At 34.1% G+C, this 14,417-nt stretch carries 13 protein-coding genes; 2 read left to right on the top strand and 11 right to left on the bottom strand.

The annotated features are described in order from the left end of the window. Window positions 1-5 precede the first annotated feature (5 nt). From C9J51_RS08810 to C9J51_RS08770, 9 genes are all read right to left on the bottom strand, one after another. Window positions 6-1,382: a sensor histidine kinase gene (locus tag C9J51_RS08810; protein WP_045039595.1), complete on the bottom strand. Its 1,377-nt coding sequence runs from the start codon at window positions 1,380-1,382 to the stop codon at window positions 6-8. A 6-nt stretch (window positions 1,383-1,388) separates the two neighbouring features. After that, the gene (locus C9J51_RS08805) at window positions 1,389-2,066 is read right to left on the bottom strand and encodes a response regulator transcription factor (protein WP_045039594.1); all 678 of its coding nucleotides are present in this window, start codon (window positions 2,064-2,066) and stop codon (window positions 1,389-1,391) included. Between the two features lie 76 nt (window positions 2,067-2,142). Next, on the bottom strand, window positions 2,143-3,759 hold the full coding sequence (locus tag C9J51_RS08800) for a phosphoethanolamine transferase (RefSeq protein WP_244907423.1): 1,617 nt from the start codon (window positions 3,757-3,759) through the stop codon (window positions 2,143-2,145). Between the two features lie 380 nt (window positions 3,760-4,139). Continuing rightward, window positions 4,140-4,883 (bottom strand): EAL domain-containing protein, encoded by a 744-nt coding sequence (locus tag C9J51_RS08795; RefSeq protein WP_107274970.1) that lies wholly within the window; start codon window positions 4,881-4,883, stop codon window positions 4,140-4,142. Between the two features lie 9 nt (window positions 4,884-4,892). Further along, the gene (locus C9J51_RS19755; RefSeq protein ID WP_045038229.1) at window positions 4,893-5,204 is read right to left on the bottom strand and encodes a helix-turn-helix transcriptional regulator; all 312 of its coding nucleotides are present in this window, start codon (window positions 5,202-5,204) and stop codon (window positions 4,893-4,895) included. A gap of 178 nt (window positions 5,205-5,382) precedes the next feature. Continuing rightward, on the bottom strand, window positions 5,383-5,688 hold the full coding sequence (locus C9J51_RS08785; protein ID WP_045038230.1) for a helix-turn-helix domain-containing protein: 306 nt from the start codon (window positions 5,686-5,688) through the stop codon (window positions 5,383-5,385). A 428-nt stretch (window positions 5,689-6,116) separates the two neighbouring features. Continuing rightward, window positions 6,117-7,274, bottom strand: a complete 1,158-nt coding sequence (locus C9J51_RS08780) for a lysozyme inhibitor LprI family protein (RefSeq protein ID WP_107274969.1) — start codon at window positions 7,272-7,274, stop codon at window positions 6,117-6,119. Window positions 7,275-7,528: 254 nt separating this feature from the next. Then, on the bottom strand, window positions 7,529-7,777 hold the full coding sequence (locus C9J51_RS08775; RefSeq protein ID WP_045038259.1) for a hypothetical protein: 249 nt from the start codon (window positions 7,775-7,777) through the stop codon (window positions 7,529-7,531). Between the two features lie 136 nt (window positions 7,778-7,913). Beyond that, window positions 7,914-8,399 (bottom strand): hypothetical protein, encoded by a 486-nt coding sequence (locus tag C9J51_RS08770; protein WP_045038232.1) that lies wholly within the window; start codon window positions 8,397-8,399, stop codon window positions 7,914-7,916. Between the two features lie 165 nt (window positions 8,400-8,564). Here C9J51_RS08770 and metC point away from each other — a divergent pair, with 165 nt between their 5' ends. After that, a complete protein-coding gene (gene metC, locus C9J51_RS08765) occupies window positions 8,565-9,752 on the top strand; it encodes a cystathionine beta-lyase (protein ID WP_107274968.1) in 1,188 nt (395 codons plus the stop codon). A 94-nt stretch (window positions 9,753-9,846) separates the two neighbouring features. On the opposite strand, the gene C9J51_RS08760 is transcribed toward metC, so the two are convergent. Further along, a complete protein-coding gene (locus tag C9J51_RS08760; RefSeq protein WP_107274967.1) occupies window positions 9,847-11,313 on the bottom strand; it encodes a protein adenylyltransferase SelO in 1,467 nt (488 codons plus the stop codon). Window positions 11,314-11,694: 381 nt separating this feature from the next. On the opposite strand from C9J51_RS08760, the gene cfa reads away from it, so the two are divergent. Continuing rightward, window positions 11,695-12,837: a cyclopropane fatty acyl phospholipid synthase gene (gene cfa / locus C9J51_RS08755; RefSeq protein ID WP_107237057.1), complete on the top strand. Its 1,143-nt coding sequence runs from the start codon at window positions 11,695-11,697 to the stop codon at window positions 12,835-12,837. 71 nt (window positions 12,838-12,908) lie between these two features. Here cfa and C9J51_RS08750 read toward each other — a convergent pair whose 3' ends face one another. Beyond that, window positions 12,909-14,306, bottom strand: coding sequence for a hypothetical protein (locus C9J51_RS08750; protein WP_045038236.1), 1,398 nt, complete (start codon window positions 14,304-14,306; stop codon window positions 12,909-12,911). Window positions 14,307-14,417: the final 111 nt, after the last annotated feature.

Here is a 14,417-nt window from a genome sequence, read left to right as displayed (position 1 = left end):
TCTCTTTATTGAGCAATAGATACTGTAACCGTAAAATCACCCGTTATTGTCTGTGTGATCGACAATGGGTATTGATTAATCTTACAAATATTATTAATAATCGATAGTCCTAAACCGTAGCGGTTATCATCTGATCTTGAACTATCATATTGATATAAAGGTTGAATTAACTTTTTAATTTCAGTTTCTGAGTAGTTGCTCGTCGCAACATTTATCACTTCGATAATGATATTGTGTGTATTATTAAGCACATTTATTTGAATGGTAGAGGCGGGTGGGCTGTAAAATAAAGCATTATCAATAAGGTTAGTTAAGATTGTTTTTAGGCTAAAGTTATCGGCAGTAATCACTGTATCTAAGTGTGCTTTAAGCTGTATTCTATTCGCAATGTCTTGATATTTAAACGTAAGTTCATGCTGAATGCTATTTAGTAATAAGGTGATATCAATCGGTTCTTTGTAGAGTTCGATGGTTGATGATGTTCGCTGAAGTAATAATAAATTTTCAACAATAACTCGCATTCTATTGGATATCTGTAAAATATCATCAGTAAATGTTTCTGCTAATCTGGCATCATTAGGAAAGCGCTGGTGGACTTCAGTTAACGTAATCAGCTCTGCAATCGGGGTTTTTATTTCATGTGCAATATCAGATGTGATCCGCTTTTCATTTTCAATACTATTGCGGTGAATATTCAGAAAATTATTTAATTCTTTGATGATTAAATCTATTTCTGAATAATGTTTCTGTTCATAAAATGCAAAATCGTTATTTGAGTAAGTGTTATTATTGTTGAATTTTTTAATTTGTTGGTTTAATGATTCTAAAGGAGATAAACCTTGGAGTACGATTTTTTTTGCCACAATTCGCATTATTATCATTGATAATAAAAAGCTGCCAATAAGTAATATATCTAATATGCTCGTAATACGATCAAGGCTTTGGGTTGATGTTGAGACTGTAATATACATATAGTCACTTGATCCATCTTTGTTTCTGTGAATATATGAGGATAATAGTGCTTGTCCTGGTTCGTTGTTTGGCATTGTCACATCAACGAATTTATATGAATTAATAGGAATTTTGGTGTGAAGTAAGTCTAATTCAGGGTAGGGACGAAGCGATGTTGAGCGTTTGATTGTTTGGTTGTCTTGCCATATTTGGTAAGCATAATGGCTATCTGAACTATCAGTGTTTGATATGATATTATCATGAGCTAATGATTTTATTTGATTTACTTTTTCTTTTAGTTCTATTTTGAATTGTTGCTGAACCCAGTCATCAACACTGACATCAACAAAGGTAAACACAATGATAATAAATAATCCAAAAATAGCTGAAATAGAATTAATGAGATTTCTTTTTATTGAGCGTGTTTTCATTATTAGTTACCCCTCAATATAATAGCCAAAACCGCGTTTGTTTTTAATTGGAAAGGGCGCATTAATCATATTTGATTTTATTTTTTTACGTATAGTGGAAATATGCGCTTCAATGGTATTTTTGGACATATAATCAAAATTATTGGCAATATTATCACTGATCATTGTTGCACTAAGAACTTGATTTTTATGATTAAAAAGGTATTCAATGATTTTGAATTCATTAGGTGTGAGCTCAATATCGATCATTTTATAACGCAAACTCATGGTGTTTGAATCTAAAATAAAACCATTAATATTGATGGTGTTAGTGAAATTATTAATAATACCACGACGGGCAATAGCAATGACTCTAGCGTGTAGTTCATCAAACGAAAACGGCTTGGTAAGATAGTCGTCTGCACCTTGGAGCAATCCATTAATGCGATCTTGATGTTGGCTGTTGGCTGATAAAATAAGAATTCGTGTTTGAATTGCTGATTGTCTTAATTGTTTGAGTATTTCCATACCATTTATGCCCGGCAGCATAAGATCTAAAATAATAATATCGTAAGGGTTATTAAGCGCTAAGCTGAGTCCATCCGTACCGTTACTTGCCTCATCCGTTGTTATGCCTAAATTATTGAACCCAACCACTAAACTACGGCGTAATGCAGAGGAATCTTCGATGATTAATAACTTCATTATAAACTCAAATTGAAAATGTATACTTATACAATATGTATAAGTATACATTAAATTATAATGTTATCTTAGTCGTTTAAGATGGAACTCGACAGCTTGTGCTAATATCAAGTGCAGGATTGATCACCTTAGACTTAACGCCATAAAGCCCTAATAAACTATGGAACAAATTATCGTGTGATAAGTGGCCAATGTCTTCTTTGCTTCTTAGGCAACTCAGGTTAATGCCTTTTTGTTGAGCATATTGGGTTGGTATCCACAGTAACCATGGCACATGTTTTTGTTCTTTCGGTGCGATTGGAAAAGGTGCGCCATGTAGATAAAAACCATTTTCACCCAGAGATTCACCATGGTCTGACATATATAGCATTGCTACATTGTATTTCCCTTCGTTTTTCTTCAATAACTTAATCACTTGCTCATCGACATAGTCGGTGTAGAGAATAGTATTGTCATAAACGTTTTTAATTTCTTGGTCAGTACAGTTTTCAATATCACTACGGTTACAAGACGGTTTGAATTGATCAAACTGTTTTGGATAACGTTGGAAATACGTTGGACCATGGCTACCAATTAAGTGTAAGACTAATAATTTGTTCTTATCATCTTTATTAATAAAATCAGCAGCTTTCTTTAGCATTACGCCATCGTAACAACTTGTTCCATCACAGTATTGATTGTGTTGTGACGTGTCAGTTGTTACATACGGTACTCTAGCGGCAACGCCTTTTGAGCCACCATCATTATCAATCCATAATACTTCAGCGCCAGCACGATGGATAATATCAACGGCATTATCTTGGCTGTAAGCGCGATCTTGATTGTAGTGAGCGCGAGTTAAATTAGAGAACATGCAAGGAACAGATAGTGCTGTATAAGTGCCGCAAGATTCAACATTTTTAAATGAAATAATGCCTTCGTTTTTAGTGTAAGGGTTAGTATCTCGTTTATAGCCGTTGTAAGCGTAGTCATAAGTACGTGCAGTTTCACCTAATACCATAACAAATAACGTTGGTTTATGATTTTCAGTTGGCAGTAGTTTTGCATCTAAGCCTTGTTTTTTGTAGGGTAGAGGCTTGTAAATAAACTCTTTGTATAAGTATTTTCCACCAGCGTAAACATGGCCTGGAATGATCATTCTATTTAAATAATGGTTATTACGACCCACTGCGGCATAACTTTTATAGTTAGTGAGTGCGATAATAAGCAATGCTGTCATTGCTATGCCAATAAGAATAATTCGAGCAATGATTTCTTTTAAAAAGGTTTTACGCTTGGTTATTTTTACACAAGCGATCCAAATACTGGGTAGTAAACCAAATACAACGATATAGGTTATAGAGTGTAAATTAACATACGACCATGCTTCATCTGAGCGTGTTTGGAAGATACTTTCAATAATGGCATTATCAAATAAAGTGTGGTAATTCACTTCAGCAAACAAAGCCATTGATGATGTTATCGTTAAGAAAATCATGATGGTTTTGAAGATATAAGGCCAACATAAACAACTAAAAATAATAATAAAAGCAGCGATTAAAACAATGGGTGCAGTATAGGGGAAAATTGGATTAGCGACGTTATGACTAAGCGAAAATATTTTCGCTAACGTTGGAAAATTAAATAATAAGGCAAAATAAAGGGATAGCCAGACAATGAAACTCGTCATTTTTAAGTGGAAAATATTGCGCATTGTTTACTCTTTATCAGCAAAGGAATGTCGCTATTATCGATTGTGTAACTTAAGACTTACTTAAGGTTATTGAAAAAATAAATGACATTGCCATCACTGGAATCGATTTATAAACCAAGTTGAGCAAATAAACTACAATTCTCAGTTTTTATTGTGATAGATAAAAGTTTTATTTATACATTATGCATAATCAATAATTGATATCGGTGGTTGTTATTAAAGTGGAGCAATATAAAGATGTCAGAGTATGCTATTGAGGGATTTTTTTATGTGCTACATTTTACATAAGGTTTGTGGTGCTTTATCGTTAATGATTATGTTTAAGTAAATTAAAGCACCGTAATTGATGAAATGTTATCTGTTTTCGAAATTATCACTTATTAGAAAGAGGGTTGGTATAGTTTATCTTTTAAGGCGACAGGTTTAGAGAATAGATATCCTTGATACATTTCTATATCTAATGTTGTCAATTTTCTAAAAACACGTTCGTTTTCTACACCTTCAGCGATGATAGGTAGATTAAAGTAATGTATTAGCTTTATCATTGATTGTAATGATTTTAGTTTTTCTAAATCATGATCGATGTCTTGAACAAATAATTTATCTATTTTTACGTAATCGAAAGGGTAGTCAAATAATCGATCATTAATATTATTACCACAACCAAAGTCATCAAGTGCTATTTTTATACCTTTAATTTTCAAATAATGTAATATTATTTTAAAATTATTAATATTACTTATATCATCATTTTCTAATATTTCAATAACAACATTTACAAATATGTTTAATTGAGTCAATAAATGGATAACCGAGCTCGTTAAACTATGACTGTATATATTAATCGATACGAATAAATTATTATTTTTATATAATGTGAAATGTTTAATTAATTGTTGTAATAAACTTATTGTTAAACGTTCAGAGAGCTGTTGGTCATCTTTTATTATGGGGATAAAATGTAAAGGTAATCGGATCTTATGTTCAGAGACAATCCATCGAGCAAGAACCTCATATCCGACTAACTTTTTGTTTATATTGACTATTGGTTGAACAAAAGGTTGTATTTTTCCTGTTGAAATCGCATCAGTTATTTGTGTTTTTTTGATTGCAATACTGTTCATATTCGACCATTAAGACAAATGATTATTTAGGTGTTTTTCTATTAATAACTCTAGCAGTTTAATATAATGATTTTTTTCTATTTCTGTTTTCCCTTGGAATAAAAAAGTAAGGTTATCTAATTTGCTTGAGTAATAGTCATTATAGAAAAAAGTAATATTTTTTTTAGTTATCAAAGAAATGTTAAATAGCACATCAGAACGTGGTATTCGTGTTCCATTTTCAATATCAATATAGGATTGTCTTGATATTTTCAATAAATCGGACATTTCTAATTGTGATATTTTTGATTCTATTCGAGCTGTTTTTATGTTGTTATGCATAAAAATTAGAGATTATCTCCATTATTTAAAGTAATTATTATTGATAATTCTTTAACTTTTAAATAGTATAGATTTAGAAGTTGTTCTATATCTGATAAATCATCATTTAATATTTTTTGTTGTATAAAGTTTCGCATTATTTTTACGGAAACTAAGCTTTTGTCATAATGTTTTTCTATCATAATTTACCGCTAATTATATCTTCTTCTTCTATTTGTTTGATTAATAAAGATAAAATATCATTACTAACGTTGTGCTCAGTGATGATGTTTTGTATTTTCTTTATATGTTTATCTTCAGAGTGATAAAAATAACTAATTTCCTTTCCTGATAAAATAGATAATTTTTTAATGATATCTGCTTTAGGTAATATCTCACCTCGTTCTATTCTAACTAAAGTACTTCTTGATATACCTAGGGCAAAGGCCATATCGTTTTGCGATAGCTTTAATGAATATCTAAGCCTAAGTATTATTATATTCATTTGAAATTGATTAGTTAGCAGAACATTGGTGTATTCTACAATATGGTTCTACTTTTTTTAAATAAAATAATAGATAAAATATGCTTTTGTATTAAAAATAGGACATAGAATAAAAGTAACATTCAAACGGATAAATGCCTATTTGGAATATTTTTGTAATTAATAATTCAGCATTAATTATTTGATTTTTTGAATGAGTTATCATATTAATTAAATATTTATTTAAACTTTTTATATTTTTTTATAAATATATTTTTCAATTCTCAGTATGTGATAATTGCGAGTAATGATAATAACTTGGTTTATGATAAGTTTGTACTTACCTTGGTTGTTAGTATGAAGAGCAAGAGATATATCAGTGATATTGAAACTAACCGCATTTCTGATTTAGATCTGCGGTTATTTATTATTAATAGATGTAATAAAAACTAAGGTAATGTTATTTTTTCTTGGGTTGTAGTGCGAGTGCTACAACTAAGAGAATCTTCAGTTCTTGGGCACTGACTACCAAAACTATGTCGGGTTGTGGTGATTGTCATGGTATGACTTGCAGTATTGATATTTTTAATCGCATAACTGGTATCAGTGTGTTCTTTCGTCATTAACACTTCATCTGTGTTTACATTTTTAATGACTAATTTCCCGTTATTAGAACCGCCACCGGGTTGTGGATAGTTAGGTAATAAGGGGGAATTTTCTAAATAAGCAATGCGACTATTGTTGGCATAAAAATGGGCATTATATGGGGCTAAGTAATGTTGTGTCGTTGCAGAAAGCTGTTGTTTATCATTATGAATAATCACATCATAACCATAATTTATATTACCACCACCAGCAGGTTGCATCATAGCTTTTAAAATGACATTTTTACCATTAGGGCTAAATTTATAAGGTACAAAAATAGCACTGCTATTACCGGTTCGACTGGTAGAGGCTAATGTACCAATAATATAAGGATGTTGATTGTTTGCATCAGAAGCTACGAGTTTGAGTTGCCAGTTATTACAACGGTTGTTTTTAAGAGAGCTACATCCTACAAACGTTCGTACTACTGTATTGCATTGGGCATTAACTAAAGATTTAGCGTAAACGTATTGACTTGGAATTAATTGAGTCACATTTTTAGGGGGACGACGGGTAATACCTGAGCATTGCTGAGTGTTATTTTTTACGTTGTTTGCATATTTTCGTAATGTGCTATCTAAACGTTGCCATTTTTTACTGACAGTGACTAACGCTGTTGCATTATGCTTAATATCATACAATTGACGTTGAATATTAAGTTGAATACAACCTTGCATATATTTTTGTTGGTTGCATTGCTTTTTTATATGTTCATGCCACTGATTTTGCGTATTTGTTGTTACTACTTGATCAACAGGGGACTGTGTTTTTTTTAATTGCGCATACGCTTGCTCAAGTCGGTTATTCATTTTGGTTAATGCCGAGGAAGCGCAGATCGTTTTTTCTATTGCAGAGGCTGGGTTATTGCATTGCAGACCTTGAGCATTAACGTTAACACTAATGATGAGAGCACTACCCATAATCACCAAAGGTAATAATGGTTTGTAAGAAGATAATGGCATTGATAATGTCCTTCAAAATTTTAGTCAGTTATGTTGTTGGCGTTATCTTGCCGTAGGATTATAAATAAGGTGGTTAATATTAAAATGGATAACGATATTTATAAGGTAAATGTATCTATATATTTAACTCTGATAGTAGATCATTAACTTATAAAATAGCAAACCATTGTTTATCGGTTTTTTTTATTGATGAAAAAAACGCCTATCATTATTAATGAGGCGTTTTCTATATAATGGAGAGATAATTGTATTAATTAATGAGTACGGCGAGGGCCTTTGCTGACTAATTCTTTGCCGTTTTCAAAGACAGCATCGCTCACCCAGCGTCCGTAAATAAGCTGTTGTTGGTTATTAAAAACAGCAACAAAGTGACGACCATCAGTGTTGTTAGTTGCCATACCGATACCTTCGACACTTTGTAAGCCAAGGCCACCGTTTTCAACTGAAAGTAAAAAGGCTTCTAGTTCTTCAAGGCTATCGATAACGCTTAGTTCATTATTAATCATTGTTGTACTCTTTGAGTGGTTACATGTTGCGATGGCATATTTTAAGGAAAAACGATCAATTACACTAGCCTAATTGTTGCAATGATAAGTTGAAATAATAGTGATTAATAATCAATGGGTTATTATCTTGTCATCATTGTAATTGTTGGGATAACAGTAATGCTGCGATAATAAAGCCATCTTGATGTTGGTTATTTCCTTCAATATAAGCACTGGCAATTGTACTATTATTGGTTGATAACCATAACGTACCATTGGGTTTAATGATGGCATTAGCAACGGTGCCATGGTTATCCTGTAACCAAATTTGATTACCACTACGCAAGATTGCAAATGGAGGTTGAGTGCTTATTTCATTAACCCATATTTGATTGTTTTTAATAACAATAACCCCCTGATTATTTGTTAATGCTTGGGTGATTTTATTCTGATCCATTTGGTCAAAAATAACAAAATTAGGTGTCTGGGTTTGATTGGTTGGTAACCAAATTTGATGATTTTTTATTATGGCATTGGGTGTAATACTTTTGTTATTGCTATTTAACCAGATATTACTGTCGGCAAAAGCATGACTAGAAAATAGTGCTATGGTCAGTATTACGAGATATATTTTTTTCATTGGTCTGTTACCTAAATCTAGAATGTAAATAATATACATTATTAGCGTTAGCTTGTGATGGTCGAATAGTAGTAATTAATAACTTTTCGTTTCTAGTTAGATATGCTTATTCGTGTTATACAATGAAGATTCAATAACATACTGACGGCACATTGAGGGAGTAACATGTCTAGTCATAAAATAAATACTCAACTAATCACAGCTGGGCGATCAAAGAAATTTGGTTTAGGGGCTGTAAATAGTGTTATTCAACGAGCATCTTCATTAGTATTTGATTCTGTCGCAGATAAAAAGCAAGCCACGATCAATCGTGCTAATGGTGAATTGTTTTATGGTCGTCGAGGCACATTAACCCATTTCTCATTACAACAAGCGATGGTTGAAATTGAAGGTGGTGCTGGATGTTATCTTTATCCTTGTGGTGCGGCGGCGGTAGCAAATTCAATTTTAGCATTTGTGAAAGCGGGCGATCACCTGTTAATGACTGGCGCGGCTTATGAACCAACTCAAGATTTCTGTAATGTGGTATTGAAAGGGCTTAATGTTGACACGACTTATTATGATCCTCTCATTGGCGCTAGTATTGCGGACAAAGTGCAACCCAATACTAAAGTGGTGTTTTTAGAATCACCAAGTTCAATCACCATGGAAGTGCAAGATATTCCGGCTATTGTTAAAGCGGTTAGGGCGATTAACCCTGAAGCGGTGATCATTGTTGATAATACATGGGCTGCTGGGGTGTTATTTAAAGCACTCGATCATGATGTAGACATCTCTGTTCAAGCTGGCACTAAATATATAGTGGGTCATTCTGATGCAATGTTAGGTACTGCGGTTGCAAATAATCGTTGTTGGAATCAATTGCAAGAACGCTCATATTTAATGGGGCAAATGGTGGATGCTGATACTGCTTATATTGCGGCTCGCGGTTTACGCACAATGGGAGTACGTTTAAAGCAACACCACGAGAGCAGTATTAAAATTGCAGAATGGTTAGCGCAACATCCTCAAGTTGAACGGGTTAACCATCCCGCGTTACCTAGTTGTAAAGGTCACGAATTTTTCCTACGTGATTTCAATGGTAGCTGTGGTTTATTTTCTTTTGTATTAAAAAAACGTCTTGATAGTCAGCAGATTGCGGATTTCTTGGATAATTTTAAACACTTCAGTATGGCGTATTCATGGGGCGGTTATGAATCTCTTATTTTAGCTAATCAGCCGGAAGAGCTTAATCGTATTCGTCCTGCGGGTAAGGTTGATTTTGAAGGTACATTGATACGGGTTCATATTGGATTAGAAGATTGTGATGATCTGCTTGATGATCTTGCGCAAGGGTTAATGCGTATAGCGTAAGTTTTATAAATTAAACGCCTTAGCATCAATATATTAAGGCGTTTAATCAATTAATTTTAAATATTTATTATCTCAAATGATCAATGTTGGTCTTTTATGATGAACAACTTATCTCAAGATGCTTACCCCAATGTGGCGGTAGTTGAGCTAATATTTCTGCGTTTTTATGCTCATCAAAGGGGCGGGCTAATACCGTCATTAATTGATCTATGAGTTGATAGTCACCTTGTTGTGCTTTTTCAATGGCTTGTTGAGCAAGGTAATTACGTAGAATATATTTAGGGTTATGTTGCTGCATCACGGCTAAACGTTGGTTATCGTTAGGTTCAAGTAATAATCGTTGCTGATAACGATCTAACCATTTTTTAAGATCTGAAGTACATGGGAATAATTCACTGAATAAAGAACAGCTGTGAGGTAAGTCTGTCACCGTAATATATGACAATGTTCGAAAGAATAAACTGTAGTCAACATGATGCTGCTGTAACAATTGCAACAGATCTGAAAATAAGGCGCTATCGACATCGTTCGTTAGTGTTAATCCTAATTTTTGGCGCATGTTATGGCTATATTGTTGTTGCAGCTGGTGTTGGTAATGCTCTAAACCATGATCTATCTCTGTTTTATCTAAGAGTGGCGTTAGGGCGTAACCTAAAGCTGATAAGTTCCATAAAGCGATTGAGGGTTGTTGATCAAAAGCATAACGGCCAGAATAATCTGAATGATTACAAATATAATGAGGGTCATAATCGTCAAGAAAACCAAATGGACCATAATCAAATGTTAGTCCGAGTATCGACATATTATCAGTGTTCATAACGCCATGTGCAAATCCTACTGCTTGCCAAGCTGCGATCATTATTGCGGTGCGATGACAGATCTGTTTAAACATCTCGGCGTAAGGGGAGTCTGTTGTGGTTAACTCAGCAAAATGATGTTCAATCACATAATCGGCTAATTGTTGCAGTTCTGCATGTTGGCCGCTATAAAACAGGTATTCAAAATGCCCAAAACGGAGATGACTTTCAGCAACGCGAATAAGTGTGGCGGCTGTTTCTATTTTTTCTCGTGCAACAGGTGTTTCACTACCTATAATTGCTAATGCATGTGTTGTTGCAATGCCAAGGCCTTCCATCGCCGCACTGGCAAGGTATTCACGAATTGATGAGCGTAAAACCGCGCGTCCATCACCCGTTCTAGAGTAAGGTGTTTTGCCCGAACCTTTTAAATGTAAATCCCATTTTCTACCGTTACTTGTAATAATGTCACCAAGCAGTAGTCCACGACCGTCCCCAAGATCGGGATTATATTGACCAAATTGATGTCCACAATATTTCATTGCTAAAGGTGATAATCCTACCAATGTTGCGTTACCGCTAAAGATATCAACAAAGCTTGGGTCAAGTGCTGTAATGGAAGTAAGCTCAAGTTTTTCTGCGACAAGTGGATTAAAATGCACTAGAAAAGGGCTATCTAAAGGCTGTGGTGTAACCCGTGTTCCAAGACTGTCAGGAAGATCACAATAGCTATTAGTAAATGTCAGTGTCGATAATGTTTTCATGGGCATACCTATAGCTAAAGAAGGGCGTTATTTAAGCTTATCGAGTTATGATAAATAAACAAGGGATGAAAAGTAGGGGTATTAGTTACATTGTGGAATCAATTTCTTTTTTATAAAATTAACCGTTAATTTAATAAAATAATAAACAAGTATAAATCTATTAATTATTCATGCGATGTTCATTAGGAACATATTATAAATAAGGCTGAAATATATATAAAAACTATTTTGTTGGATTTTTCCGTTTATATTTTTTGTAACTTTAGATTTAAATAATGTATGGGAAAAATTGTTAAATCTTATTTTTCAACAATTGAACTTGTTGTCGACCTTATTTAAAGGCAATTTGTCATATAAATCGTTATATAAGGAATATTAGTGATGACAAATGAAAAGTTTTTCCAAAATCTATTATCTCATGCTGATGTAATTATTAATGGCTCTCGCCCTTGGGATCTTCACGTTCATGATGAACGGTTATATGATCGTGTATTAACTGATGGTTCATTAGGTTTTGGTGAAAGCTATATGGATGGCTGGTGGAGTTGTAATGCGATTGATGAAATGATCAATCGTGTATTACATGCCCGTATTGATGAAAAGCTAGATTTATCGACTAAACTGGCTGTTGGTTTAAAAATTGGCGCATCAAAAGTAAAACACCTTTTTAATCATCAAAGTATTGATCGAGTTACTAAGGATGTACCTTTCCATTATGACTTAGGTAATGATTTATTCGCATCAATGCTTGATAAACGAATGACATATACCTGTGGGTATTGGAAAGATGCAACCGATCTTGATAGTGCTCAAGAGGCCAAACTTGATTTAGTGTGCCGTAAAATGGGGCTTAAACCAGGTATGCGCTTACTGGATATTGGGTGTGGTTGGGGCAGTTTTATGAATTATGCAGCAGAACATTATGGGGTTATTTGCGATGGTTTAACGCTGTCAAAAGAGCAATCGGCACTGGGTCAACAACGTGCTGATGATTTAAACCTTCCTGTCAAATTTATTGTACAAGATTATCGTCTACATACACCGGAACAACCTTATGATCGTGTGGTTTCTATTGGTATGATGGAACATGTCGGCCCTGATAATTATTCTGATTATTTTAAAGCCGCTTACCGCTATCTGGCTGATGATGGAATATTTTTATTACATACCATTGGTAGCCCCAACTCTAAAACAGAAACAGACGCATGGATAAATAAATATATCTTCCCAAATGGTGTGGTGCCATCAATGACGCAGATTGGCTCGGCTGCGGAAGATTATTTTAATATTGAAGATGTGCAAAATATCGGCCCTGATTACGATAAAACATTAGTCGCATGGAACGAAAAATTTGAGCAGAATTGGCCTGAAATTTCAGAACATTATGGTGAAAAATTCTATCGTATGTGGCGTTACTATTTATTGTCATGTGCGGGCGCATTTCGTTGTCGTGATCTCAATGTGTGGCAATTTGGATTAACAAAAAAAGGCGCTGAATTACCCGAGTGTGTACGCTCTAATTAATGATAAGTAGTTATGGTTATTAATGAGAATGCCCTCGAGATGAGGGTATTCTCATTTGTACGGGTTATAAATTATGAGTTACTGACGTTGATAGCTTGTTTAGGCTTCGATTTTTTAGGCTCTGGTGTAATAATAACTTCAATATCAACAATTTTTGAACGACTCATGATGATTTTCCACCGTTGAATTCGTACAGTTTTATCTTCATCTGTTTCTTTGGTGATCAAGTTAATTAAATGTCTTTTTTCTACCGACTCTTTGGTGACTTGACCGTCTTTGAGTTGATAGAGACGTTGTGAGCCTTTTTCCATTAATGTTGCAATCGCACGTAGGTCAAGAATAATTGACTCTCGAGTTTGTTCATAACCACTTAAAAATTTAGTGGGTGACATTCTGGTGGTACTTTTATAATGCAAAATGGTTTCTTCACGGTGAGACACATTATGCTTACGTGTTTTTCGAATAACTTCGGGTAAACTGTCGTAACTAATAAATTCTAACCATTCAAGCTGTTGTCCAATAACATTACCCGTATTGGCATCAAAAAATTGCTTTCTCCAACGAGCTTTACCTTTTCTCATCCATCGCCAGAGCATGGTTTTTAAGTCATCTTTAAAGACTTCACGTGCCGCATAAATAAATGACAGTACAACAATGAATGAGGCAGTAATATCACCCAACATACCGCGTGCTTTTATCAGTATTAAGGTCACGAAAATCATGACAATGCCGGCCGCTGCCCCTGTGACAATTTTACGGGTATTTTTACCTAATTCGATTGTCTTTTCACTCATGGTGACAGGGTATTCAATTAATCGACGCAATAATCGCATTTTATTCGACATTCGCGTTGGGTCTTGCATTGCTCTGACGGAGTTATAATTGTTATCGGTACGGTGTTGGGCTTCTCTTTGACAGATTTCTAATAGCTGTGGCTTAATTTCATTATACTCAGTCCCTCGGGGTAAATGGGCGATGAGTTGTAGCAGTCGTTGTTCTGTAAACCAAGATAAATAGTTATCAATATTCTCATAATATTTAAGTAGTTTTTTATCGGTTGGAATGTTACGACGTAATCGCTTTAGAATACGAACGGCTAGCTGTGCTGCTTCTTCGATCTCTTCTTGTTTAGATTCATTGCTATCACCTAATAATTGCTGCGTTGTTTTTTCCAAGGCTAACGCATATTGGTAGGCGTAAAGGCTCAAACTTAAACGGTACTGCTCAATAGATAATTTTCCTCGACTAGCAAGGCGACTATGCACTAAAGGCAGGTGGTTTATATCACTGAAATAAGTACGTTTGCCATGAATGGCATTATGATAAAACTCTTCTTCAGAGATGATATTGGCATTTAACCCCAGCTCTCCTGGGATAAATATGTACATATCAAGCTGTCGATTAGTTGTTTCTTGAATCACATGAGATATTTTGAGTTTATGCCCATCTTTTTTATCGACAGTAATCACTTTTAGTTAGCCCTCCGAGGCGAATGCTAAATGGCATAAATAGGTTATCATTGAGATTATATGAGAATATTTTTTTGTCTATTATTTATAAATCACAATTATTGAGGCTAA

It is taken from the genome of Photobacterium iliopiscarium (assembly GCF_003026395.1).
GTDB classification, from domain to species: domain Bacteria; phylum Pseudomonadota; class Gammaproteobacteria; order Enterobacterales; family Vibrionaceae; genus Photobacterium; species Photobacterium iliopiscarium.
The sequence above is the reverse complement of the archived record's forward strand: the minus strand, read 5'-3'. Positions and strand labels throughout refer to the sequence as shown.

Excerpts from the sequence above, each read along its gene's own strand:
- C9J51_RS08795 (WP_107274970.1), bottom strand. The coding sequence starts at position 4,883 with ATGAACAGTATTGCAATCAAAAAAACACAAATAACTGATGCGATTTCA.
- C9J51_RS08805 (WP_045039594.1), bottom strand. The coding sequence starts at position 2,066 with ATGAAGTTATTAATCATCGAAGATTCCTCTGCATTACGCCGTAGTTTA.
- C9J51_RS08760 (WP_107274967.1), bottom strand. The coding sequence starts at position 11,313 with ATGAAAACATTATCGACACTGACATTTACTAATAGCTATTGTGATCTT.
- C9J51_RS19755 (WP_045038229.1), bottom strand. The coding sequence starts at position 5,204 with ATGCATAACAACATAAAAACAGCTCGAATAGAATCAAAAATATCACAA.
- C9J51_RS08780 (WP_107274969.1), bottom strand. The coding sequence starts at position 7,274 with ATGCCATTATCTTCTTACAAACCATTATTACCTTTGGTGATTATGGGT.
- C9J51_RS08785 (WP_045038230.1), bottom strand. The coding sequence starts at position 5,688 with ATGAATATAATAATACTTAGGCTTAGATATTCATTAAAGCTATCGCAA.
- C9J51_RS08770 (WP_045038232.1), bottom strand. The coding sequence starts at position 8,399 with ATGAAAAAAATATATCTCGTAATACTGACCATAGCACTATTTTCTAGT.
- cfa (WP_107237057.1), top strand. The coding sequence starts at position 11,695 with ATGACAAATGAAAAGTTTTTCCAAAATCTATTATCTCATGCTGATGTA.
- C9J51_RS08810 (WP_045039595.1), bottom strand. The coding sequence starts at position 1,382 with ATGAAAACACGCTCAATAAAAAGAAATCTCATTAATTCTATTTCAGCT.
- C9J51_RS08800 (WP_244907423.1), bottom strand. The coding sequence starts at position 3,759 with ATGCGCAATATTTTCCACTTAAAAATGACGAGTTTCATTGTCTGGCTA.
- metC (WP_107274968.1), top strand. The coding sequence starts at position 8,565 with ATGTCTAGTCATAAAATAAATACTCAACTAATCACAGCTGGGCGATCA.